20 protein-coding genes and 5 tRNA genes are annotated in these 22,497 nt (G+C 36.3%); 12 read left to right on the forward strand and 13 right to left on the reverse strand.

From position 1 onward, the window contains the following. Positions 1–8: 8 nt before the first annotated feature. The 5 genes from GQR59_RS14275 to GQR59_RS14295 all read right to left on the reverse strand — a co-directional run bounded on the left by GQR59_RS14275 (position 9) and on the right by GQR59_RS14295 (position 702). Positions 9–105 (reverse strand) — tRNA-OTHER (locus GQR59_RS14275). A gap of 82 nt (positions 106–187) precedes the next feature. After that, positions 188–283: transfer RNA gene (locus tag GQR59_RS14280), tRNA-OTHER, on the reverse strand. Positions 284–354: 71 nt separating this feature from the next. Continuing rightward, positions 355–431: transfer RNA gene (locus tag GQR59_RS14285), tRNA-Pro, on the reverse strand. Between the two features lie 48 nt (positions 432–479). Then, a tRNA-His gene (locus tag GQR59_RS14290) sits at positions 480–555 on the reverse strand. Positions 556–625: 70 nt separating this feature from the next. After that, positions 626–702: transfer RNA gene (locus GQR59_RS14295), tRNA-Arg, on the reverse strand. Between the two features lie 208 nt (positions 703–910). On the opposite strand from GQR59_RS14295, the gene rnr reads away from it, so the two are divergent. Then, positions 911–3,454: a ribonuclease R gene (gene rnr, locus GQR59_RS14300; protein WP_160063797.1), complete on the forward strand. Its 2,544-nt coding sequence runs from the start codon at positions 911–913 to the stop codon at positions 3,452–3,454. Positions 3,455–3,594: 140 nt separating this feature from the next. After that, positions 3,595–4,335, forward strand: coding sequence for a 23S rRNA (guanosine(2251)-2'-O)-methyltransferase RlmB (rlmB, locus tag GQR59_RS14305; protein ID WP_025563299.1), 741 nt, complete (start codon positions 3,595–3,597; stop codon positions 4,333–4,335). Positions 4,336–4,552: 217 nt separating this feature from the next. Here rlmB and GQR59_RS14310 read toward each other — a convergent pair whose 3' ends face one another. Further along, positions 4,553–5,887: a DUF481 domain-containing protein gene (locus GQR59_RS14310; protein WP_160063799.1), complete on the reverse strand. Its 1,335-nt coding sequence runs from the start codon at positions 5,885–5,887 to the stop codon at positions 4,553–4,555. A gap of 258 nt (positions 5,888–6,145) precedes the next feature. Between GQR59_RS14310 and rpsF the strand changes: the two genes are divergently transcribed. From rpsF to rplI, 4 genes are read left to right on the forward strand one after another with little or no spacing between them, the layout of a single operon-like run. Continuing rightward, positions 6,146–6,553, forward strand: a complete 408-nt coding sequence (rpsF, locus tag GQR59_RS14315; protein ID WP_025563297.1) for a 30S ribosomal protein S6 — start codon at positions 6,146–6,148, stop codon at positions 6,551–6,553. A gap of 8 nt (positions 6,554–6,561) precedes the next feature. Next, positions 6,562–6,867, forward strand: a complete 306-nt coding sequence (gene priB / locus GQR59_RS14320; RefSeq protein ID WP_025563296.1) for a primosomal replication protein N — start codon at positions 6,562–6,564, stop codon at positions 6,865–6,867. Between the two features lie 9 nt (positions 6,868–6,876). Beyond that, positions 6,877–7,104: a 30S ribosomal protein S18 gene (gene rpsR / locus GQR59_RS14325; RefSeq protein ID WP_160063801.1), complete on the forward strand. Its 228-nt coding sequence runs from the start codon at positions 6,877–6,879 to the stop codon at positions 7,102–7,104. Between the two features lie 16 nt (positions 7,105–7,120). Then, positions 7,121–7,573 carry a 50S ribosomal protein L9 gene (gene rplI / locus GQR59_RS14330; RefSeq protein WP_025563295.1) on the forward strand — a complete coding sequence of 151 codons (453 nt, stop codon included), beginning with the start codon at positions 7,121–7,123 and terminating at the stop codon, positions 7,571–7,573. A gap of 589 nt (positions 7,574–8,162) precedes the next feature. Here rplI and GQR59_RS14335 read toward each other — a convergent pair. From GQR59_RS14335 to GQR59_RS14345, 3 genes are all read right to left on the reverse strand, one after another. Beyond that, positions 8,163–8,831 (reverse strand): response regulator, encoded by a 669-nt coding sequence (locus tag GQR59_RS14335; protein WP_160063803.1) that lies wholly within the window; start codon positions 8,829–8,831, stop codon positions 8,163–8,165. A gap of 559 nt (positions 8,832–9,390) precedes the next feature. Further along, positions 9,391–10,854, reverse strand: coding sequence for an ATP-binding protein (locus tag GQR59_RS14340; RefSeq protein WP_160063805.1), 1,464 nt, complete (start codon positions 10,852–10,854; stop codon positions 9,391–9,393). A gap of 692 nt (positions 10,855–11,546) precedes the next feature. Further along, positions 11,547–11,834, reverse strand: a complete 288-nt coding sequence (locus GQR59_RS14345) for an EF-hand domain-containing protein (RefSeq protein ID WP_236546778.1) — start codon at positions 11,832–11,834, stop codon at positions 11,547–11,549. Positions 11,835–12,051: 217 nt separating this feature from the next. Here GQR59_RS14345 and GQR59_RS14350 point away from each other — a divergent pair, with 217 nt between their 5' ends. Then, positions 12,052–12,519, forward strand: coding sequence for a GAF domain-containing protein (locus GQR59_RS14350; RefSeq protein ID WP_160063807.1), 468 nt, complete (start codon positions 12,052–12,054; stop codon positions 12,517–12,519). Positions 12,520–12,660: 141 nt separating this feature from the next. On the opposite strand, the gene GQR59_RS14355 is transcribed toward GQR59_RS14350, so the two are convergent. From GQR59_RS14355 to prfB, 4 genes are all read right to left on the reverse strand, one after another. Further along, positions 12,661–13,425, reverse strand: coding sequence for a DUF6969 family protein (locus tag GQR59_RS14355; RefSeq protein WP_160063809.1), 765 nt, complete (start codon positions 13,423–13,425; stop codon positions 12,661–12,663). 197 nt (positions 13,426–13,622) lie between these two features. Then, positions 13,623–13,973 (reverse strand): hypothetical protein, encoded by a 351-nt coding sequence (locus GQR59_RS18735; protein WP_236546779.1) that lies wholly within the window; start codon positions 13,971–13,973, stop codon positions 13,623–13,625. Between the two features lie 610 nt (positions 13,974–14,583). Continuing rightward, a complete protein-coding gene (gene lysS / locus GQR59_RS14365; protein ID WP_160063811.1) occupies positions 14,584–16,101 on the reverse strand; it encodes a lysine--tRNA ligase in 1,518 nt (505 codons plus the stop codon). A 92-nt stretch (positions 16,102–16,193) separates the two neighbouring features. Next, a protein-coding gene (prfB, locus tag GQR59_RS14370; protein ID WP_201288114.1) for a peptide chain release factor 2 occupies positions 16,194–17,292 on the reverse strand; the annotation gives its coding sequence in 2 pieces (ribosomal slippage) (positions 16,194–17,216 and positions 17,218–17,292; 1,098 coding nt in all). Positions 17,293–17,811: 519 nt separating this feature from the next. Here prfB and GQR59_RS14375 point away from each other — a divergent pair. From GQR59_RS14375 to GQR59_RS14395, 5 genes are all read left to right on the forward strand, one after another. Further along, on the forward strand, positions 17,812–19,536 hold the full coding sequence (locus tag GQR59_RS14375; RefSeq protein ID WP_160063815.1) for an acetolactate synthase 3 large subunit: 1,725 nt from the start codon (positions 17,812–17,814) through the stop codon (positions 19,534–19,536). Beyond that, positions 19,529–20,029, forward strand: a complete 501-nt coding sequence (ilvN, locus tag GQR59_RS14380; RefSeq protein WP_160063817.1) for an acetolactate synthase small subunit — start codon at positions 19,529–19,531, stop codon at positions 20,027–20,029. The genes GQR59_RS14375 and ilvN overlap by 8 nt, the downstream gene beginning before the upstream one ends. A 287-nt stretch (positions 20,030–20,316) precedes the next feature. Continuing rightward, a complete protein-coding gene (locus GQR59_RS14385) occupies positions 20,317–20,772 on the forward strand; it encodes a copper chaperone PCu(A)C (protein WP_160063819.1) in 456 nt (151 codons plus the stop codon). Between the two features lie 29 nt (positions 20,773–20,801). Beyond that, positions 20,802–21,413 carry a TIGR04219 family outer membrane beta-barrel protein gene (locus GQR59_RS14390; protein ID WP_160063821.1) on the forward strand — a complete coding sequence of 204 codons (612 nt, stop codon included), beginning with the start codon at positions 20,802–20,804 and terminating at the stop codon, positions 21,411–21,413. Between the two features lie 454 nt (positions 21,414–21,867). Beyond that, a complete protein-coding gene (locus GQR59_RS14395) occupies positions 21,868–22,497 on the forward strand; it encodes a glutathione S-transferase family protein (protein ID WP_160063823.1) in 630 nt (209 codons plus the stop codon).

Here is a 22,497-nt window from a genome sequence, read left to right on the forward strand (position 1 = left end):
TTCAAATGTGGTCGGTGATAGAGGATTCGAACCTAAAAACCAACCCTCTGCTCCAACTCTTTATAAAAACCATGGAGATGCGCTACCAAACTGCGCTAATCACCGAGTATTGTTATTCGTATTTTAGAATCAAGGGTCAGAAATGCAAAAAGCCGCAATACTTTTCAGTATTGCGGCTTTTCTAATGTGGTCGGTGATAGAAGATCCGAACCTAAAAAACCACCCTCTGGTCCAACTTTTTATGAAACAATGGAGATGCGCGACCAAACTGCGCTAATCACCGAGTATGAAAATCAGAGGTTCAGAAACGAAAAAATCCGCTTAACTCTAAGAGCTAAGCGGATTATTCAAATGTGGTCGGTGATAGAGGATTCGAACCTCTGACCCTCTGGTCCCAAACCAGATGCGCTACCAAGCTGCGCTAATCACCGAGACGTATTTACAGTTTGTTTCTGCTTCAATTTAACATCGAGAAAAGATGGGGCGAATGACGGGGTTTGAACCCGCGACAACCGGAATCACAATCCGGGGCTCTACCAACTGAGCTACATCCGCCACTATAACAACTAAAGAACTTCTACACATCCGTAATATTACTTTTTAAAACAATTGCTTCTCGAAGTAATGGTGCACCAGACAGGATTCGAACCTGTGGCCTTTGCCTCCGGAGGGCAACGCTCTATCCAGCTGAGCTACGGGTGCTCACGTCTTTAGCGTGGCGCGGATAATACTGAACACTGCAAAAGCTGTCTAGTCTTTTCTGCATTTTTTTTGCTAAAATGGTTCTGCTTGCTTAATCAATAACCAATTTGCCTAAAAAATAAAAAAAACAGCCTTTTATTGATTAATCCAAAGCTTTGACTGATTTTCAGATATACTTTAACTAATTGCCTTATAAAGAGTTCCAAATATGACCCTAGATCCTACTGTAGATCAAGAACCCAAAACTTATGAACACCCTGTACCTGACCGCGAGTTTATTCTAGCTTTCATTGAAAAACACGGTAAACCAATCACACGTGATGCGATGTTTAAAGCATTCTCATTGAGCAGCGAAGAAGAAGCTGAAGGCCTACGTCGTCGTTTAAAAGCGATGGAACGTGATGGTCAATTAATTTGGTGCCGCAATGCAACGTATCAGATACCTGATAAACTTGACCTTGCAACGGGTAAAGTGATCGGCCATAAAGATGGTTTTGGTTTCTTAAAAACAGAAGATGATAGTAAAGACCTTTTCTTACCTAATCACCAAATGCGTTTCCTGTTTCACGGAGACACTATATTAGCGCAACCTGTTAAGGTTGATTCACGTGGCCGTACTGAAGCACGTTTTGTGCGTTTAGTAGAAGCACGTAAAGAAACGATTGTAGGTCGTTACTTTGTAGAAGATGGTGTTTCATCAGTAATACCTGACGATCCCCGACTCAATCAAGAAATTACTATTAGTAAAGAAAACAATGGCGGCGCTCGCCATGGACAAATAGTCGTAGTTGAAATACTACAACGACCTAAAGCCCGCTTTACTGCAACGGGTAAAATCACAGAAGTACTCGGTCAAGATATGGAACCGGGTATGGAAGTTGAAATTGCACTCCGCACACATGATATTCCACATGAATGGCCTGAGGGTTTAGATAAAGAACTTGAACCTTTCGGTGAATTCGTACCAGAAGAAGCTAAAAAAGGTCGTGTTGACCTACGTGATTTACCATTAGTAACGATTGATGGTGAAGATGCACGTGACTTTGATGATGCTGTTTTCTGTCAAAAAGAACCGGATGGCGGTTGGCGCTTATGGGTAGCGATTGCCGATGTAAGTTCTTACGTTCGACCTGGTACTATTCTAGATAAAGAAGCGGTTAACCGTGGTAACTCTGTTTATTTCCCAGATCAAGTTATCCCGATGTTACCTGAAGTGTTATCAAACGGCTTATGTTCACTGAACCCACAAGTTGACCGTTTATGTATGGTTAGCGAAATGGTGATTGGACAAGACGGTCATTTAAAAGATTACAAATTCTACGAAGCGGTAATGAATTCTCACGCGCGTTTCACTTATACAAAAGTAGCGTCGATTTTAGCGGGCGACCAAGAATTACGTGAGCAATACAAACCATTAGTGCCACATTTAGAAGAGTTAGAGAACCTTTATAAAGCGTTCAAAAAAGCACGTAAAATCCGTGGTGGAATGGAATTTGAAACGTTAGAAGTACGTTTCTTATTTAATGAAGCACGTAAAATTGATGCGATTGTGCCACTAGTACGTAACGATGCGCATAAGATCATTGAAGAATGTATGATTCAAGCGAATGTTGCTTCTGCACGTTTTATTGAGTCTGCAGGCGCCTCTGCATTATTCCGCGTACATGAAACACCAAGTGAAGAAAAACTCGCTAACTTCCGTTCTTTCTTAGGTGAATTAGGCTTGAGTCTTAATGGTGGTGAAAAACCTGCACCACGTGATTACGCTGATTTAGCCGAAACCTTTGCAGAACGTGATGATAAAGAGCTGTTACAAACCATGCTACTGCGCTCAATGAAGCAAGCGGTTTATCAAGATGAAAACCTAGGCCACTTTGGTTTAGCGTTAGAAGAATACGCTCACTTTACTTCACCGATTCGTCGTTATCCTGATTTGATTTTACATCGTGCTATTAAATACTTGGTCGCACATCAAGCGAACAATCAATTAAAAGCGAAATGGACTGAAACAGGTGGTTACAACTATCAAACTGAAGAAGTTAGCCAATTAGGCGAACATTGCTCAATGACCGAACGTCGTGCAGATGATGCAACACGTGATGTCGCTGACGCGCTTAAATGTGAATACATGCAAGATCATATTGGCGACACTATGGTCGGTACGATTGCCGCTGTTACCAACTTTGGTTTCTTTGTACGCCTGAATGACATTCATATTGATGGTTTGGTGCATGTGACTGGCTTGATTTCTGATTACTATATCTTTGATGCAGGTAAGCAAACCCTAAAAGGTGAGCGTACAGGCCGCATTTATCGTATTGGTGATGTATTAGAAGTGAAAGTATTGTCAGTTAACTTAGATGATAAGAAGATTGACTTTGAACTAGCAGATGAAGCGGTGGCTGGACAACGTAAACGTGCTCGTAAGCCAGAAGGCCGTAAATCTGAAGGTAAAGGTTCAGATCGCCCTATCGACAAACGCTCACGTAATAAAGAAAAAGGCCAAGGCAACGCTAAAGCAAATACTAAAACAAGTGATAAGGGCGATACAAAGCCTGTTGTAAAATTGACAGAAGAAGAGCTTTTAGCAAAAAGAAAAGCGGCCAATAAGCAAAAGAAAAAGCCTCAACGCAAAGTAGCGCAAGGTGAAAAGAATACCGCTTCTTCTAAAAAGAAAAAAACGACATCTAAAACAACGCGTCCAGGTCGTGCAGCTCGCTCTAAAGCAAAAGCGAATAACACTAAAGCATAAAGCTGAACTATGGTACTGAGTACAGTAGTACTTAACCATATTACCTAGGCGCAACCTTTAGGCATAGACCTAAATAGCAATAGAACAGTGATTACAGGTGAAGCTTTTTGCTTCACCTTTTTTATAAAGAGATAAGTGACATGAGTAAAAGTGAAATTATTTACGGTATGCACGCCGTTGATGCCCTATTAGAGAAGCAACCAGAACGTGTGATAGAAATTTACGCCCTAAAAGGCCGTGATGATGAACGTTTGAATGATGTGCTTAATAAAGCAAAAGAATGGGGTGTGTCAGTGCAATTCATGCAACGCAAAGCATTAGATGAAAAGTCTGATGGTGAGCAGCATCAAGGTATTATGGCGCGAGTAAAAACATTGAAAGTATTAACGGACAATGATTTAGAACCTATTTTAGCCGCATTAGATGTTCCACCATTCTTATTAATTTTAGATGGTGTTACTGACCCGCATAACTTAGGTGCTTGTTTACGAAGTGCAGAAGCCGCTGGTGTTCACGCTGTTATCATTCCTAAGGACAACTCAGCAAGTTTAACGCCTGTTGTACGTAAGGTAGCTTGTGGTGCAGCAGAATCAATCCCATTAATCCATGTGACTAACTTAGCACGTGCTATGCGTAGTTTGCAGGATAAAGGTATTTGGATTTATGGTACAGCCGGTGAAGCAGAACAAAGCCTTTATGATTGTAAATTAGAAAGCGGTATGGCATTAGCAATGGGTGCGGAAGGCAAAGGCTTACGTCGTTTAACTCGTGAGCATTGTGATGAGCTAATTAAATTACCAATGGCAGGTGCCGTTTCAAGTTTGAATGTATCTGTTGCAACGGGTATTTGTTTGTTTGAAGTGGTTCGTCAACGTCGATAAATAACGGCATTAAGTAACGACAATTAAGTAACTGCCATTATAAAAACAAATAGGCGGTATTAAATTGACTATAAAAAAGCCAGAAGGTAGATGAATTACCTTCTGGCTTTTTTTATCGATTTTAAAGGAAGATCAACCCCTTTAAAGTACAATTGAACAAAAGTCCCCAGACTTCCAACATTCAGTTAATATTCTATCTGTAATCTAAAAAATCAAACTAAAATGCATACTGTAAATTAAAACCAGTAGAAAGTTCATCATTTTCACTTTCTTCTGGAACATTTTGATTGTATTTATAATTGATATCAAAAATTAAATACAACTCCTGATATATTCTATTTTGAGCTTTGAACTCGACTTCATAAACACTATTTTTATGGCCTAATTCAAACACGCTACCTAATGTAACCTGTAAGCTTTCTGTGACTATTCTTTCATAGTTTAGCTTCGTTCGTATAATGAACTCATTAAAAGAAACTTCATCTTCTCCATCATTAGGCTCTGCAAGCTTGTAACCTGGCCCAAATTCAGTATTAAATTTATGATTATTTTCATTAAAGAAAATATGACCATATCCTGTTGTAAATGTATCTTCTTTTCCATATGAAGCAGATTGACTGCGTTGAATATCACTACGCAGAAAAATTAAATTAACAGGATCTAAATTATAATTTCCTTGTAACTGCCAACGCCATTCGTTTTCCGTTTCTTCATCTTCTTCATCTTCAAACTCAAATTTAATATCATTATTAATATTATATTGATCAACAACGTTGTAATCTAAGATCAATCGCCCTTCTGCACTTTTAGTTAATTCATTTTCTTGTTCATAATTAAAGCCAAATTCAACAGCGCCGCTAAAATGTTTTTCTTCTAATATTGCTTCTTCATTGCCATCAACTACATCTGTCTGAATATTATTTGTTTGAACTGCCACATCAATAAACTCAGCATCAGAAATCCCATTTCTCCCTTGTGATGTTTTCTTTGTTTTTAATAAATCAGATTTCTGATCGATGGAGGTTTTAATTTGATCAATGGGTGAGCTTAATAAGCTTGCATGTTTTAATAACTCTTTTTGTAATGCATCGTTAAGCTGCTTTTCACGCTTAAGGCTTTCGGCTAGATGAGATTCTTGAATGTTAACCTGATTATCTAAAGTCGATACTTTATCCGCCAGACGCTGATTTTCTTCTTCTAAAGTCGCCAGTTTGGCTTCTTGTAACTCTTGAGCTTGTTGTCTTTGAGTCGTTTTTTTAAGTTCTGCCTGTAGTTGTGCTTTTAACGTTTCTATCTTTTGTTGTGCATCTGTCTGAGATTTGATGACAGCAAGGGTTTCTTCTGCTGTTAAATTTAATAAAATATCGTCCATCGTAAGCGGCTTTTCATCTTCTAGATCTTTATTATTAATCTCATTTTTATTAGTTTTTTCATCCTCAATTGTTACAGGACTTTCTTTTGCTATAGGCCCCTCAGGCTCCATAAAAAACCAGGCATTAGCACTAAAGACGACAAGATTAACCATTAAAATGTAAAAGAATGGAGAGTTCAATAAAACCAGCTCATTTATATAATTTAAGAAAAGGGTATTTTATGTTGTTAAGCTATAGATGCAAACGATCAATAAAAGTTCCCAACAATTTACGCTCATATTATTTATTATCAGTTATATTACTTTTGTCACTTGCGTAAGTTGACTCTAAATTGTACAATCTGCCGCCTTAAATCAGCCACCCTTTTTGTTCCTTGCTTCTATTGGTACGGCTGAGCCAAATTAAGAAGCTACTAACCCGTAAGGAGCGATTTTTATATGCGTCATTATGAAATCGTATTTATGGTTCACCCAGATCAGAGTGAACAAGTTAATGGTATGATCGAGCGTTACACTACTTCTATCACAGAAGCTGGTGGTACTGTTCATCGTCTAGAAGACTGGGGCCGTCGTCAACTGGCTTACCCAATCAACAAACTACACAAAGCACACTATGTTCTTATGAATATTGAAGCTGAGCAAAAAGTAATCGATGATTTGGAAACTGCTTTCCGTTTCAACGATGCTGTGATCCGTAACATGATCATGCGTACTAAATCTGCTGTAACTGAAGCATCTGTAGTGGCTAAAGCAAAAGAAGAACGTGTTGAACGTGCTCCTCGTGCTCCACGTCCAGATTTTGATGCTGCACCAGCTGCGCCTGCTGCAACAGAAGCTGAAGCATAAGAAACTGAGTGACTGATAACTTTTTGCAACTTACAGGTATCGTAACTGAAAAGCCGATACATAAAACAAGCCCAAGTGGTATTGAACACTGTAACCTGACGATAGAACATCGTTCAGTGCAAGAAGAAGCTGGATTACCACGCAATACATATTGTTATATGCCAATTGCAACAAGTGGACCATTAGCAAGTCAGTTGAAAAATAAATTATCGAAAGGTATGCAAATTAAAGTAAGTGGTTTTATCACTTACCACCAAAGCAAGAGTAATCTTGGTAAATTGGTGTTACATGCTCAGTACATAGAACAAATTTAAGGAACTACCATGGCTCGTTATTTTCGCCGTCGTAAATTCTGTCGATTCACAGCAGAAAATGTTGTTGAGATTGATTACAAAGACGTTGTTACATTAAAAAACTACATCACTGAAAGTGGTAAAATCGTACCTAGCCGTATTACTGGCACATGTGCAAAATACCAACGCCAACTAGCGCGCGCTATCAAACGTGCACGTTACTTGTCGCTTTTACCTTACACAGATTTACACAAGTAAATAGGAGCTATATATTATGGAAATTATTCTACAAGATACAGTTGCTAACCTTGGTAAACTTGGCGATAAAGTTAATGTTAAAGCAGGTTACGCACGTAACTTTCTTTTCCCACAGCAAAAAGCTGTACCAGCAAACAAAGCAAACTTAGAAGCTTTTGAAGCACGTCGTGCTGAATTAGAAGCTAAGCAAGCTGCTAACCTAGCTGCTGCTCAAGCACGTGGTGAAGCTATCTCTGCATTAGAAGCGGTAACAATCACTTCTAAAGCTGGTGATGCTGGTAAACTATTCGGTTCAATCGGTACGCGTGATATTGCTGATGCAATCACTGCTGCTGGTGTAGCTGTTGCTAAAAGTGAAGTTCGTCTTCCTGAAGGCGCTTTACGTTTAACTGGTTCTTACGAGATTACTGTTACAGTACACTCTGACGTAACTTCAGTTGTAAACCTTGAGGTTGTTGAAGCTGAGTAATCAGTGACAATATCTTAATGTTAAAAAATACCTGCTTTCGAGCGGGTATTTTTTTGCCTAAAATTTAATAAAGACATATTTGATAAAGTGGTTTTAATACCGATTACATTAAATAAGCGATCTAAATTTTTGCGCAGGAAAAATAATACCGATTTCATTAAATAAGTGATCTAAATTTTGCGCAGGAAAAATGAGTTAGTTCAAGGCGAAAATTGAGCTAAATGGTTGTTCCCTTTACGAAATTTACAACGAAGAAATAAGTTATTTTAACAAGTAAAATAGATAACTTAATTAGTGTGATTGGTATAACTTAATTTAAGGTATAAGTTGAGTTCTTTGGACGTTTAACTTCGTTAATCGTCTGTCGGAGAATTAATACCAAAAGAATTAAATACGTTATCTAAATTTTACGTTGGAAAAAACAGTTCCATTCAAGACGTAGATGGCTATTCCTTTTACGAAGCTTACAACGAAGAAATATATTATTTTAATAAGTAAAATAGATCTGTTAATTAGCGTGATTGGTATAATAACGGCTTGTTTTAACCCTCTCATTGAAGCGATGTTAGTGCTAATACTATGACTATTTTTAAGCTAACACTAAACGGTAACCCGCACCGTAAACTGATTGAATTAAATCTTCACCTTCACTAATTATAATTAACTTTTTTCTTAGTTTTTTAATATGACTATCGATAGTCCGGTTATTAACAATACGATCATCTGAATACATATTTTGCATCAATTGCTCTCGCGTGAAGATACGACCAGGTTTATTAGCTAACAGCTTAAGCAACTGGAACTCAATAGATGTAAATACAATAACATTACGCTTAAATGTAGCCGTTAAATGATTTTCATTTAATAAAAAGTCATTGCTAAGAATATTAGAAGAGCCTGCTCTTCTTAATACTGCTTTCACTCTAGCCACCACTTCTCTCGGGCTAAAAGGCTTACAGATATAATCATCAGCACCTAAATCTAATCCTAATAATCGATCTAATTCATCTACTTTTGCAGAGACCATTAAGATAGGGACATTTGAAAACTGACGGATCTCTTGACACAAGGTAATACCATCTTTACCGGGTAACATGATATCTAATAGAATAACATTTGGCTTGTGGCTTTTTACCCAAGCAATAACGTCATCACCGTTATCTATTATATGAGGGGCATATTCTGTTAATTTAAAATAATCTGCTAACAAATTAGCGAGCTTAATTTCATCCTCTACAATTAATATAGAATTTAACACTGATTGTTCCTTATCATATTAATAGTAACCTAGTTAGGTAATGGTCTGAATTTTATGTAGAAAAATAGCTTAATTTCAAAGGAAAGTTAATTCTTTATCGCTACATTAAAAACGTTTAATTTATTAATGGCTATTCTATTTACCAGATTTACAACTCCGTAATAAGTCACTTTAATTAGAGATTAGTTTTGAGAATTATTAAGGCTATACAATTCTACTTTAATATATACCTGTTATCATTCAAGGTGGAAAACTCAGCAAGTAATGAAGTAAACAGATGCTAAGCAGAAAGAAGATCTAGCAGGTTAAATCGACACTTTCTAACAATGAAGAATTTGCTTCACGGTTTGCCCTCCGGGTCACTAGCTTTAAAACCAACACTGCGTTACAACCTTCGATAAGGACTCATCATTATCCTCATGTTGCTCCTTGATTTGAAAACCAAGCTAACGATTGAACAAAGCGCCTTGAACGATAACGGGTATAGTTTATTAAGTTGGCAGATTCTATTTTAATACTACATATAAGCAGTATTAAAGTACTTAACTGTTAGAAAATATTATTGTTCTAACGGAAGTTCAATCTCGATTGCTAACCCACCTAATTCTGATGCTAACGCTTTAATGCTACCTTGATGTGCCGTCACTATATGTGCACAAATAGACAAACCAAGGCCTGCCCCACCTGTTTTCCGATTTCTTGAACTGTCAACACGGTATAAGTACTCAAAAAGACGCTGCAGGTGCTGTTCTTCAACACCAACGCCGTTATCTTCAACTTTAATACGTATCAAACCTCCTGTTATCGAAGTGTCTACTTCAAGTGAAATTTTAGCAACGCTAGCTCCTGAGTATTTAATACAATTATTAATTAGGTTTTCAAATAACTGACATAACCTTGTCGTGTCGGCAAATACATTCGCTTCTGTCTCATTATTATCTACAACTAAAGCTATATTAGCCGCCGCTAGAAAACCTGTATATTTATCAACTTCTGACTTAAACCATGTACCAAGATTAACTGCTTTCTTTCGGTAATGCATACCACCTATATCCGCACTGCTAAGTTGGTCTAAATCATCAATAAGATGCTGTAAGTGTTTAACTTCATCATTAGCAGAGTCAATATTTTTTTCATTGATTGGCCTAACACCATCTAACATCGCTTCTAGCTCACCACGTAAGATCGCTACAGGGGTCCGCAATTCATGGGATATATTGGCTAGCCAACGTTTACGAGCACCTTCATTTTCATACAAGGTTAATGCTAACTCATTAAAGTCTCGACTAAGTTCACCTAATTCATCTTTTCTGTTCAGAGTTATATTCTGTTGATAATCACCTTGCGTTAATTTATGCATACCTAGAATAATTTTCTTAATTGGTTCTGCTATATGGCGTGCGATAGGAAAAGTAATCAAGACGACTAACACCATGGTAAAGATCGCTATGACCCATAAGTAACTTTGCAATTGTTCGATAAGATCAAGCTCGTAACCGTCTGTAATTTGCTTTTTTTTAGGGATCATTAACCAACCAACATTAACTTCATTGGCATTGATAGGGGTTTTATTATACTCAACATTTTCATCATAATAACCAGCGATCAATTTTTTATTATGATCAAATAAAGCAAAACTTGCTTGGCCTCTTGGTGGACGGTTACTTTCTATAGGATGACTATCTCTGTGCATAGGATCAGGCTGGGAAATACGATCTTGTCGATCTCTTGGTGGGCGATTAGGTCGTCCTGGCAATTCTGATACACTAAATTCACCTTGTAAGTGCAAAAAAAGTATATCTCCAAATCTTTTATGGTGACCTCTTAAATCTTGCCAGCTATTTTCTTTTTTATATTCTTTTTCAAGCTGAGTAACGAGAGGTTTTAATGCTTCTATATCTTTACTATTAACATAATCAATAACTCCCTTGTTAATACTCCATTGTATTAACAAGACTAAAGCACTCACTAATAACAAGCTAAAGCTAAAAAAAACAAAAAATAATTTATTATGGATTTTCATATGAGCAATCTCATGCTTGTATTACGGTTTTAATTTGTAAGAACCAGATAAACAATATTAACAGACCTTTTACTTCAACAAGGTATTAACTAATAATGACACTAATTAACCGTTCTATTTTACTTATTAAAACAACTTATTTAATACCATTGGTATAACCATCGAAGCATTCCGAATAAGTTAAAAAATATTAAATAAGGCAATACAATATAAAAATAGAATGGTAATCAAGGTCTACTTAGCAGATTAAATAAGTAAATAATAAAAATAAACCCGTTAGCATTTAACAAAACTAACGGGCCTATCTCATTAAATATACTGTTACAATATTATGTAGCAGTATTGATAGTCGAATTACCCACTTCGATACCAATTTTCACATCATCACATATCTAAAGTTATTTAAATTAATAAAACAGCTTAATTTAACAACAGAAATTCACCAATAATAATATATCCAAAACACGTTCAGATATATTAATGTCAGCTTGTTTCATGCATTGATATTATATGATGATAAATGTGGAGGAGATCTTACGCCTCCTTCCACACTTATTCAGTGATGACTTATTTCCGTTAAGGTCAATATGGAAAATACCTGTTTTTTCGTTTATAAAAATATCGAAAAAATATTTATACTATCTTAGGCAATGAGCTCAGTCGATATGATTACAATAACAACAATCTATTTTTTAATTTTCTCGACGAGGTGGTTTGTGGCTGCTAAATTCACTTTCAGTAATGACACCATCACCATCTGAATCTATTTCATCAAAGACTGTTTGATGATCGCCATGTGGAATTTCTTTAGCAGAAAATTCTGTAAAACTAATTTCGCCGTTACCATCGGTATCGATCGATGAGAATGCAGGTGGACCACCTTGAGGACGATCTCCTTGCTCAGAACCAGCTGCATAACTTTGACCGATAAAACCAACTGAAAGAGCGAAAGCAAGTAACATTTTTGAACATTGTTTCATTTAACAAACCTTATAAGACTAAAAACAAGATTCATACAATAACCATTGAATGTGCAAAAAATGTGCATAAAATAATAATTCTTTATAAAAAGTATTATTTTATTAAAGATTCTCTTTTATTTTCATCAATCGCCTCTACCGAGCTTAATTCTCTCTTGCGTTAACCATAAAAATATTTATTCTCTCTTGATATAATTAATTAATAAGCAGGTAAAAAATGAAAACATTAGCCGACTACCAATTACTCACAAAACAAGCTGTTGCTCTTATAGAAGATGAAAAAGATTTAATAGCTAATCTATCGAATATAAGTGCTCTGCTTAATATGAACTTATCGAATATAAACTGGGTAGGTTTTTATCTATTAAAACACGATCAACTTGTATTGGGCCCATTCCAAGGTAATGTTGCTTGTGTGCGTATCGACTTAGATAAAGGAGTTTGTGGTAAAGCGTTTAGCACTAATACAACGCAACGTATCGCCGACGTACATGAGTTTCCAGGGCATATTGCTTGTGATGCAGCAAGCCAATCAGAGATTGTTGTACCTATTAATTACAATGGGAAAACGGTAGCAGTATTAGATATTGATAGCCCAATTACAGAGCGTTTTAACGAAGTAGATGAAGCCGGTTTAAATCACTTTATTGAGCAGTTACAAGATAAGCTTAACTTTTCTTACTAAGAATAAAAACTGAGCTAGGTGAAATTATTGCCTAGCTTATTCAACTCTATTCTTCGATAATCCAAAAATTCAATATCATTGATACCATTACGGTTATTTTCGATAATAAAATTTACTAGGTATCGTTATTACTCGGCATTGTTAGTCGATGTTATGATTAAGCGTTTCAGCTTTCTCTGTCAATTGTAGTACCCACTCATCTATTGTTATAGACAATGAGCCTGTCATATCTAATGAACGATCTTCTAATACATCAACTTCTGGGTTTGTTTTATGCATAAACTCAATCACTTTATCTCTATGCTCTAATAAGGCAACGATATGCGGTCTAAACAAAATAAACATCGCTGATAACCATTGATTTACCACCAAGTTAGGATAAGCATGATCAATGCAAAAGCTATCTAATAAGGCAATAGTATCTTTAGCTGAATACCATGTTTGCGCAGATACCCATCGGTTCACAGCAAAAAAGCCAACAGGGAAACCTTCATCGTCCATTGAAATACAAACAAAGTGTGCAACAGCCTTCTCACCTGAAGGCCACGGCTCTGAATGCATAAACCCTTCCATCGGTTTAATCGACTCAGGAATTGATGGTGAACGTAAAAAAGTATGAAAGTGGCCATGCTCAGACTCTATTCCACGATGATTATGGTAATAATATTGACTGTGTGTTTCATTGTCATAAACATCTTCTTCAGGGTAATGGTTTAATTGGTAAAATGTCCCCTCCCCTTTAAGTAATTCACTAACAATATTGATCCCCCCTCTCTCTAAAAGGCGATGGCACTCTTTCACTTTTTTAGCAGCGACTAATAGAGCATCGATATTATCAATTGACTCTAACGAAGGAGCTTCAAGAGGAATATTCGCTTCACAAGCAGACCAAGAAATTTTATGCATAATATAAAACTTAATATTAAAGGTTAAAAAGATAAAACAGCGTATTCTAGTAAAATGTTATAGCAAAAAACATGTGCTGATTTCGCCTAGAAGTCTCTAAAATTTGGTATCAACTAAGTTACCTATTTTTTAATAAACATCTCTTAACGCTTATTAGAATACGTTGTTTACCAATAATTAACTAACTAACAAAGTGCTTATTTAGCAGCACATGGGTTTTTAGCAGCACATGGGTTTTTAGCAGCACATGGGTTTTTAGCAGCACATGGGTTTTTAGCAGCACATGGGTTTTTAGCAGCACACGGGTTTTTAGCAGCACATGGGTTTTTAGCAGCACACGGGTTTTTAGCAGCACATGGGTTTTTAGCAGCACACGGGTTTTTAGCAGCACACGGGTTAACCACTTTAGTCACCTTAGCTGAACAAGGCGAACAAAAATCATCGAAATCAGCACCACCACAGCTTGCATATGCTGGGTTAATAGTTAAAGCAGCAGTAAAGATACCAGCAGCGATAATAGCAGGTTTGTTTTTTAATATTTTTTTCATGATAATTGACCTTAATGTAATGGGTTAAGACGTAATGTTTTAAAACAAGTTATGAGTAAAAAAGCTGTAAACAATAACTCGTCATTAATTGAGTGTAAGTTACTGTCCCCTCAAAAGACCCACCCCATTTACTGAAAATTTCAAAATAAATGAGAATAAAGATAAGTTTGTTAAGTGCTTTTGATATTGTTTACAAAAAAATAAGTACTTAATACATAAAAAATATAACAAATAACTTAACATTCATTTATTAATACATTAAAAATCAATTGGTTAAAAAAACAATTTAAAGAAAATAAAAATCTAACATGAATATTTTACTTTAATACTCATTATTTTGATTAGGTAACTTAATTAAAAATAAAAGAAATAAATAATAGTATTAACTGCTTTGTATAAGTGAATTCTTATTTATTTTGTTATTTTTATAATGGACTGAATGACTTTGACTGATTAAGTTATTCTTTTAATTAAATACACTAAGCGTCAATTTTAATGATTATTAAATGCAATAAAAATACTTTCGTCATAAAAAACGGGCAAAAAAAAGCCTCGAATAACGAGGCTTAATATTGTGAAACAATATCGTTGAAATAATAAAGTGTGTTTATTATTTAGCTTGTGGACGCATGTGTGGGAATAGTAATACGTCACGGATAGTATGACTGTCAGTAAACAACATCACTAAACGGTCGATACCAATACCTTCACCCGCTGTTGGTGGTAAACCATGCTCTAGGGCAGTAATGTAATCTGCATCGTAGAACATTGCTTCGTCATCACCAGATTCTTTCTGTGCTACTTGATCCATGAAACGTTGCGCTTGGTCTTGTGAGTCATTTAGCTCAGAGAAACCATTCGCTAACTCACGACCACCAACGAAGAATTCAAAACGATCTGTTACATCTGGGTTCTCATCATTACGACGTGCTAATGGTGATACTTCAGCTGGGTAAGCGGTAATGAACGTTGGTTGCATTAGTTTATGCTCAGCTGTTTCTTCAAAGATCTCAGTTAAGACTTTACCTTCGCCCCAGCTCTCTTTTAAGTGGATATCTAAACGTTTTGCTAAGGCTTTTAATCCTTCCATGCTATCTAATTCAGATGCTTCAATGCCTTCATTGTATTCAAGAATTGATTCTTTCATTGTTAAGCGTATAAAAGGTTGGCCAAAATCAAACGTTTCTTCGCCATATTTAACAATGCTTGAACCTAATACGTTTTCAGTAATAGTACGTAACATATCTTCAGTTAAGTTCATTAGGTCAATGTAATCAGCGTAAGCTTGGTAGAACTCAATCATAGTGAATTCTGGGTTATGACGCGTTGAAACACCTTCGTTACGGAAACTACGGTTAATTTCGAATACTCGCTCAAAACCACCAACCACTAAACGCTTAAGGTTTAATTCTGGTGCAATACGTAAATACATTGGTAAATCTAATGCATTATGAAACGTTTCAAATGGACGAGCTGTTGCGCCACCTGGAATGGCTTGTAACATTGGCGTTTCTACTTCCATGAAATTACGTTCATTTAAGTAAGTACGAATAGCCGTTACGATTTTGTTACGTAAAATAAATGTTTTACGTGATGATTCATTAGCAATTAAGTCAAGGTAACGTTGACGGTAACAAGCTTCAGTATCAGATAAACCGTGGAATTTATCAGGTAATGGACGTAATGCCTTAGTTAAGATACGAATTTCAGATACTTTAATGCTTAACTCGTCTGTTTTTGTTTTAAATAAAACACCCGTCGCACCAACGATATCGCCTAAATCCCATTTTTTGAATTCAGTATTGTAAAAACCTTCTGCTAGGTTATCACGTGCAACGTAGACTTGAACCTGACCGCCCATATCTTGGATAGTCGCAAAGCTTGCTTTACCCATAATACGACGTGTCATCATGCGTCCAGCAACGCTCACTTCAACCGCTAATTCTTCTAGCTCTTCTTTGCTCTTTTCGTCATAAAGCTTATGCAGTTCATCTGAGATATTTTTACGACGGAAGTCATTCGGGAATGCTTGTCCCTTTTCACGCATAGCATCTAGTTTTTCTAGACGTGCGGTTAAAATATCGTTCAACTCTTCTTGTGGTGCTTCTGCTTTATTTTGCTCTGACATGATAGTTCCTATCGGTTTAGTGTCTTACATTATTTTTCTAAATGAGCCTTACATAAAGTAAGTTAATATAAGGCTTATGCTGTTTATTTTATTTACAATCCAGACTTTAGGCTTGCTTCAATAAATTTATTTAAATCGCCATCTAATACGACTTGAGTATTGCGATTTTCAACACCGGTACGTAAATCTTTAATACGCGAATCATCTAATACGTATGAACGAATTTGACTGCCCCAGCCAATATCCGACTTACCATCTTCATTAATCTGCTTTTCTACATTTTGCAATTGTACTTCATGCTCATAAAGTTTCGCGCGAAGTTGCTTCATCGCTTGATCTTTATTTTTATGCTGCGATCGATCATTTTGACATTGCACTACTATATTAGTTGGCACGTGGGTAATACGAACCGCTGACTCCGTTGTATTAACATGTTGACCACCTGCCCCCGATGCACGATATACATCAATACGTAAATCTGCAGGATTAATTTGAATATCAATATTGTCATCAATTTCAGGGTAAATAAACGCAGAAGCAAAAGAGGTATGGCGTTTACCAGATGAATCGAATGGCGATTTACGCACTAAACGATGCACACCTGTTTCAGTACGCAACCAGCCATAAGCATATTCACCACTAAAACGAATAGTAGCGCCTTTAATACCTGCGACATCGCCAGGCGTTGCTTCCATTAACTCGGTTTTATATCCATTGGCTTCACCCCAACGTAAATACATACGTAATAGCATGTTCGCCCAGTCTTGTGCTTCAGTCCCGCCAGAGCCAGATTGAATATCAAGGTAACAAGAGCAAGCATCTTGTTTACCCGAAAACATACGACGAAACTCTAAGACTTCTAATTGCTTTTCAAGATCATTGGCTTCTTTAATCGCTTCATCAAAACTGTCTTGATCGCTTTCTTCTACCGCCATTTCCACTAGCATTTCAACTTCGTCAGTACCTTCTGTTAAGGCATCAATAGTTTTCACTACTAATTCAAGGCTACTGCGCTCTTTTCCTAATGCTTGTGCATGTTCAGGATCGTTCCAAACTTCAGACGATTCAAGCTCACGGCTAACTTCTTCGAGTCGCTCTACTTTGGCGTCGTAGTCAAAGGTACCCCCTAAGCATTTCAGCACGCTCAGTTAGGTCTTTAAGTTGATTAAGAATAGGATTTACTTCAAACATTGATGCTCGCTATTAGTATATTCGTAAAAAGAGGCGAATTTTAACCAATTATCATCGAAATAAATAGAGAACAATTAAAATTAATAGCCGCTTAACGATGCTTTTATCAACTAAAGTAATAACGCAGTGCTCAGCCCAGCTAAGGAAATGGGGTTTATACTCTTAGATTAAAAGGAAGGACGGATAAAATGATGCCTAAAAAGCATTTAAATAAGGCGCTTTTTTAGGTTTTTTCTCGACTACCTTAAAAGATTATTATTAAAAAATTAGACTGTATTGAGAAAAACCAAAATAGCACGAAAAATGCTTCACTACATTGAAAAGCATAAAATGTTAATAAGCTTTACAAAAAAATCAGAAATACAGCAAATAAGTTAAAAAAAAGACAAGTTTTCAGTGTTTTTTAGATGCATTTTATTTTCATTAACGTAAAGTTAAAAACTCATTTAAGCAAGGTTCGCTTCTATCCGATACAGATAGAAAACGACGCAATTAACCGATTGTATAAGGATACAAATTATGGAAATGCTCTCTGGCGCAGAAATGGTTGTGCGCTCACTACAGGACGAAGGTATAGAACATATCTTTGGTTACCCTGGCGGTTCAGTGTTAGATATTTACGATGCGATTTTTCAATCTGATAAAATTGAGCATTATTTAGTACGTCATGAGCAAGCCGCAGTACACATGGCAGATGCTTATTCACGTGCAACGGGCAAAGTAGGTTGTGTATTAGTAACAGCTGGCCCAGGTGCAACAAACTGTATTACAGGTATTGCAACGGCTTACATGGATTCGATTCCATTAGTTGTTTTAGCAGGTCAAGTACCAACTTTCTGGATTGGCGACGATGCCTTCCAAGAAACGGATATGATTGGTGTTTCTCGCCCAGTCGTAAAACACAGTTTCTCATGTCGTACCGCAGAAGAAATACCAATTGCAATTAAAAAAGCATTCTATATTGCATCAACAGGCCGACCAGGCCCAGTGGTTATCGATCTTCCAAAAGATGTACAAAACCCACTGAATAAATTCCCTTATGAATATCCTGAAACGGTTAGCTTACGCTCATATAACCCAACGCTAAGCGGACATAAAGGACAAATAAAACGTGCAGTTGCTGCGTTAACAAGTGCTAAAAAACCTGTTTTATACGTAGGTGGTGGCGCCATTATTGCCAATGCATCAAAACAAGTATTAGAGCTTGCTGAAAAATTAAACTTACCAGTAACCAATACCTTAATGGGTTTGGGTGCATTCCCTGGCGAGCACAAACAATTTATCGGTATGTTAGGTATGCACGGCACTTATGAAGCAAACAAATCAATGCATAATGCTGATTTGATTTTTTCTTGTGGTGCACGCTTCGATGATCGCGTAACCAATAATGTTGATAAATTCTGTCCAAACGCAAAAATCATGCATATTGATATCGACCCAACATCTATCTCAAAAAATATCCACGCAGATTTACCGATTGTAGGTAGTGTTGAAGTGGTGTTACAACAGATGTTAGATCTGATTGAAGAAACTAAAGCAACCAATGACAGCGAAAGCATTAATCTTTGGTGGGATCAAATTAACGAATGGCGCGCTAAAGATTGTCTTGCTTACAAAACATCAGAAACGCATATCAAACCACAGCAAGTCATCCAGTGTTTATATAAAGTAACAAAAGGCGATGCTATTGTTACTTCTGACGTTGGTCAACATCAAATGGTTGCCGCTCAATATTATCCATTTAAAGAACCTCGTCAATGGATTAACTCAGGTGGCGCTGGAACAATGGGCTTTGGCTTACCAGCAGCAATGGGTTGTAAAATAGCATTCCCAGATCGTCCCGTTGTTTGTGTAACAGGCGATGGCTCTATTCAAATGAATATTCAAGAGCTATCAACTTGTATGCAATACAACATTCCAGTTGTTATCTTGTTATTAAACAACCGCTCCCTAGGTATGGTAAAACAGTGGCAAAAAATGTTCTACGGTGGTCGTCAATCTCATTCTTATATGGATAGTGTGCCTGATTTTGTTAAATTATCAGAAGCGTATAACCATATCGGTATTAAGGTAGACAAAATTGAAGAGCTTGAGCCTGCATTAGTACGCGCGTTTGAATTAAAAGATCGTGTTGTATTTGTTGACGTTGCGATTGATCCTGAAGAGCACGTTTACCCTATGCAAGTTAAATTTGGCAGTATGCAAGACATGTACCTAAGCAAAACGGAGCAAACTGATGCGTAGAATAATTTCTGTATTATTAGAAAATGAATCTGGTGCACTTGCACGTGTTGTTGGTTTATTTGCACAACGTGCTTATAACATCGAATCTTTAACCGTTTCACCAACGAATGATTTAACATTATCACGTATGACAATCACTACTGACGTAGTTGACAATGCAACACTTGAACAGATGATGAAGCAATTACACAAACTAGTTGATGTGTTACGTGTTTCTGAATTAACTCAAAGTGCACATGTAGAACGTGAGCTATTGTTAATAAAGGTACGTACAGTAGGTAGTGAAGCACGTGAAGAGGTTAAACGCACCTGTGATATTTACCGTGGTCAAATCGTTGATATTACTCAACACCTGTACACAATACAATTAACGGGTGTGGGTTCAAAATTAGATGCTTTTGTAGCAACTATTTGTGATGCAAGTGAAATTGTTGAAGTGGTAAGATCCGGTGTTTGTGGTATTGCTCGCGGTGATAAAGCACTGCGTGCGTAAACGCTAATCTAATTGTTAAAACTTTACTTATGCAAAGTGCAGCTTCCTGTACTTTGCATTTTTTATTTATAGGAGAATGAAATGTTCGAGTTGCTAGCGCTATTGATGTCCGCATTTGTACTTTTTATGTTTGGTATATCGGTACTTAGTCTTGGTGTTATCGCCTTCATAATGATCGCTTGCTTTATCTTTATTGGTGCTCTCTCCTTTATTTTTAAATTTGGTATTTGGTTCTTAATTGCTTATCTAATTTACTATTACTTCTTTCAATATAACAAGGACAAATAATGAAAAAACTAACTCTTTTAATTTGTACATTACTCATTTCAATAAGTGGTTTTGCAAGTGAGATAGACATTAGCAAGCAACTTATACGTGCAACGCCTCCCCATACTAAAAGCAGTGCCGCTTTTTTTACTATCACTAATAATACCGATAAAAGCATCAACTTAGTTGCAGTAAATAGTGATATTGCAGAACAAGTTCAGATACATAATAATATTAATAAAGATGGCATGATGAAAATGCGTCAAGTAGACACTATAATGATTAAAGCAAATAGTAGTACATCATTACAGCCAGGTGGTTATCATGTTATGTTTATAGGCTTAAAAAATAGTTTAACAGAAGGACAAAGCGTCGATCTCATGCTTTATTTTGATAATGGTGAACAGATCAAAGTAAATACACCAGTACAAAAGATTAACGCTTCTCACAAAATGTCAGATCACAAACATCATTAAATAATTAAGCTCACAAAGGGATATCAATTATGAAAAAACAAGTTTTAGCGGCTGCTATCGCAGCTACAATGAGCATGCCAGCAATGGCTGATTTCTTAGGTGTTTATGCTGGTCTTGATTACAGCACGAATGAAACAACGCTCGACAATGATTCAGACAGATCAAATAATATTTCTGGTTATGTCGCTTTTGAACATTTCATTCCATTAATACCAAATATTAAAATTAAATATAATGACCTAACAAACCACCATTTTGATGAAGATAATAGCTCAACGACAAATGGTATCTTGTATTACGAAATCCTTGATAATGGATTAGTTGAACTCGATTTAGGTGCTGTTTATACGGATGCAGAAGGTTACAACGAAAGTGCATCAATAGTACAAGCTTATGGTGCAGCTAAAGTACATGTACCAGGGGTAAGTATGCATGCTTTTGCAGAAGTCATTGGTGGTTCAGTAACAGATGATGACGCATTAAGTGCTGAAATTGGATTAGCTTATACCTTTAACCCGGATTCAAGCTTATTAAATATCGCGGTTCGCACAGGTTACCGCGTACAAGAGCTGGATTTAGATCATACGGCTAACAAGCAAGAAATTGATGGTTTATTTGCAGGTGTAGAAGTTCATTTCTAAGCCAGTCTAAAAATAGCACATTAAATTTAAAGGCCACAAATAGTTATCTATTTGTGGCCTTTTTGATTAAATAGATGTCGAGGACGGGTAAGTTGAGTGTTTTTAATTCTTTTTAATACTGATTACATTAAATAAGTGATCTAAATTTTGCGCAGGAAAAATGAGTTAGTTCAAGGTGAAAATTTCGTAAATGGTTGTTCCATTTACGAAATTTACAATGAAGAAATAAGTTATTTTAACAAGTAAAATAGATAACTTAACTAGTGTGATTGGTATAATAACTCATCAAAATAGTTAAAAGTTGATCTCGCAAACTAGTCTGTTAGCAGACTTATAAAAGTATTGCATAACATTATGATGTGTTTAAAGTGATAGATGGCAATGGAATGTAAAATAAAAGAGCTTTGATAAACTTGCTTATACATTATCCATCATTATAAAAATTAGGAATATCATGATCAAATTACATCATTTAAATAAATCACGTTCTAAACGCATTATTTGGTTATTAGAAGAACTTAATATTGACTATGAAATTATCCCATACCAACGTGATAGCGTTAGCTTCCTTGCCCCACCAGAGCTTAAATCGGTTCATCCGTTAGGCAAGTCACCTGTGATTGAAGATAATGGTTTAGTAATCGCAGAATCAGGCGCTATTACTGAATACCTTATTGAGCAATACGACGCAGACGGTAAGTTATCACCAACACGTGGTACAAAAGAGTATGTAGAATACTCTCAATGGCTACATTTTGCGGAGAGCTCTGCTATCTTACCTTTGTTATTAAAAATGTTTGTTGCAAAAGATGGCTGTAAAACTAACTTTTTAGCTCAATATGCAGATATAGAAACCGAAAAAGTGATTAGCTTCTTCGACCAATCGTTACAAGGTAAACGTTATTTAGTCTCAGACCAATTAACTGGTGCAGATATTATGATGTCGTTTATTGCAGAGTTAGTACAAAACAATGGCGAATTAGATAAATATAAAAACATAGCCACTTATATTCAACAACTAGCCAGCCACCCTGCTTTTACTCGCTCAAATGAAATCGAATTAGATGCAGAAACAACGATATAG

The organism is Psychromonas sp. L1A2 (assembly GCF_009828855.1).
Lineage (GTDB): Bacteria > Pseudomonadota > Gammaproteobacteria > Enterobacterales > Psychromonadaceae > Psychromonas.

What these genes read in the sequence shown, in the direction of transcription:
- rnr (WP_160063797.1), top strand. Translation starts at nt 911, where the DNA reads ATGACCCTAGATCCTACTGTAGATCAAGAACCCAAAACTTATGAACAC.
- rlmB (WP_025563299.1), top strand. Translation starts at nt 3,595, where the DNA reads ATGAGTAAAAGTGAAATTATTTACGGTATGCACGCCGTTGATGCCCTA.
- rpsF (WP_025563297.1), top strand. Translation starts at nt 6,146, where the DNA reads ATGCGTCATTATGAAATCGTATTTATGGTTCACCCAGATCAGAGTGAA.
- rpsR (WP_160063801.1), top strand. Translation starts at nt 6,877, where the DNA reads ATGGCTCGTTATTTTCGCCGTCGTAAATTCTGTCGATTCACAGCAGAA.
- rplI (WP_025563295.1), top strand. Translation starts at nt 7,121, where the DNA reads ATGGAAATTATTCTACAAGATACAGTTGCTAACCTTGGTAAACTTGGC.
- GQR59_RS14340 (WP_160063805.1), bottom strand. Translation starts at nt 10,854, where the DNA reads ATGAAAATCCATAATAAATTATTTTTTGTTTTTTTTAGCTTTAGCTTG.
- GQR59_RS14345 (WP_236546778.1), bottom strand. Translation starts at nt 11,834, where the DNA reads ATGAAACAATGTTCAAAAATGTTACTTGCTTTCGCTCTTTCAGTTGGT.
- GQR59_RS14350 (WP_160063807.1), top strand. Translation starts at nt 12,052, where the DNA reads ATGAAAACATTAGCCGACTACCAATTACTCACAAAACAAGCTGTTGCT.
- GQR59_RS14355 (WP_160063809.1), bottom strand. Translation starts at nt 13,425, where the DNA reads ATGCATAAAATTTCTTGGTCTGCTTGTGAAGCGAATATTCCTCTTGAA.
- GQR59_RS18735 (WP_236546779.1), bottom strand. Translation starts at nt 13,973, where the DNA reads ATGAAAAAAATATTAAAAAACAAACCTGCTATTATCGCTGCTGGTATC.
- lysS (WP_160063811.1), bottom strand. Translation starts at nt 16,101, where the DNA reads ATGTCAGAGCAAAATAAAGCAGAAGCACCACAAGAAGAGTTGAACGAT.
- GQR59_RS14375 (WP_160063815.1), top strand. Translation starts at nt 17,812, where the DNA reads ATGGAAATGCTCTCTGGCGCAGAAATGGTTGTGCGCTCACTACAGGAC.
- ilvN (WP_160063817.1), top strand. Translation starts at nt 19,529, where the DNA reads ATGCGTAGAATAATTTCTGTATTATTAGAAAATGAATCTGGTGCACTT.
- GQR59_RS14385 (WP_160063819.1), top strand. Translation starts at nt 20,317, where the DNA reads ATGAAAAAACTAACTCTTTTAATTTGTACATTACTCATTTCAATAAGT.
- GQR59_RS14390 (WP_160063821.1), top strand. Translation starts at nt 20,802, where the DNA reads ATGAAAAAACAAGTTTTAGCGGCTGCTATCGCAGCTACAATGAGCATG.
- GQR59_RS14395 (WP_160063823.1), top strand. Translation starts at nt 21,868, where the DNA reads ATGATCAAATTACATCATTTAAATAAATCACGTTCTAAACGCATTATT.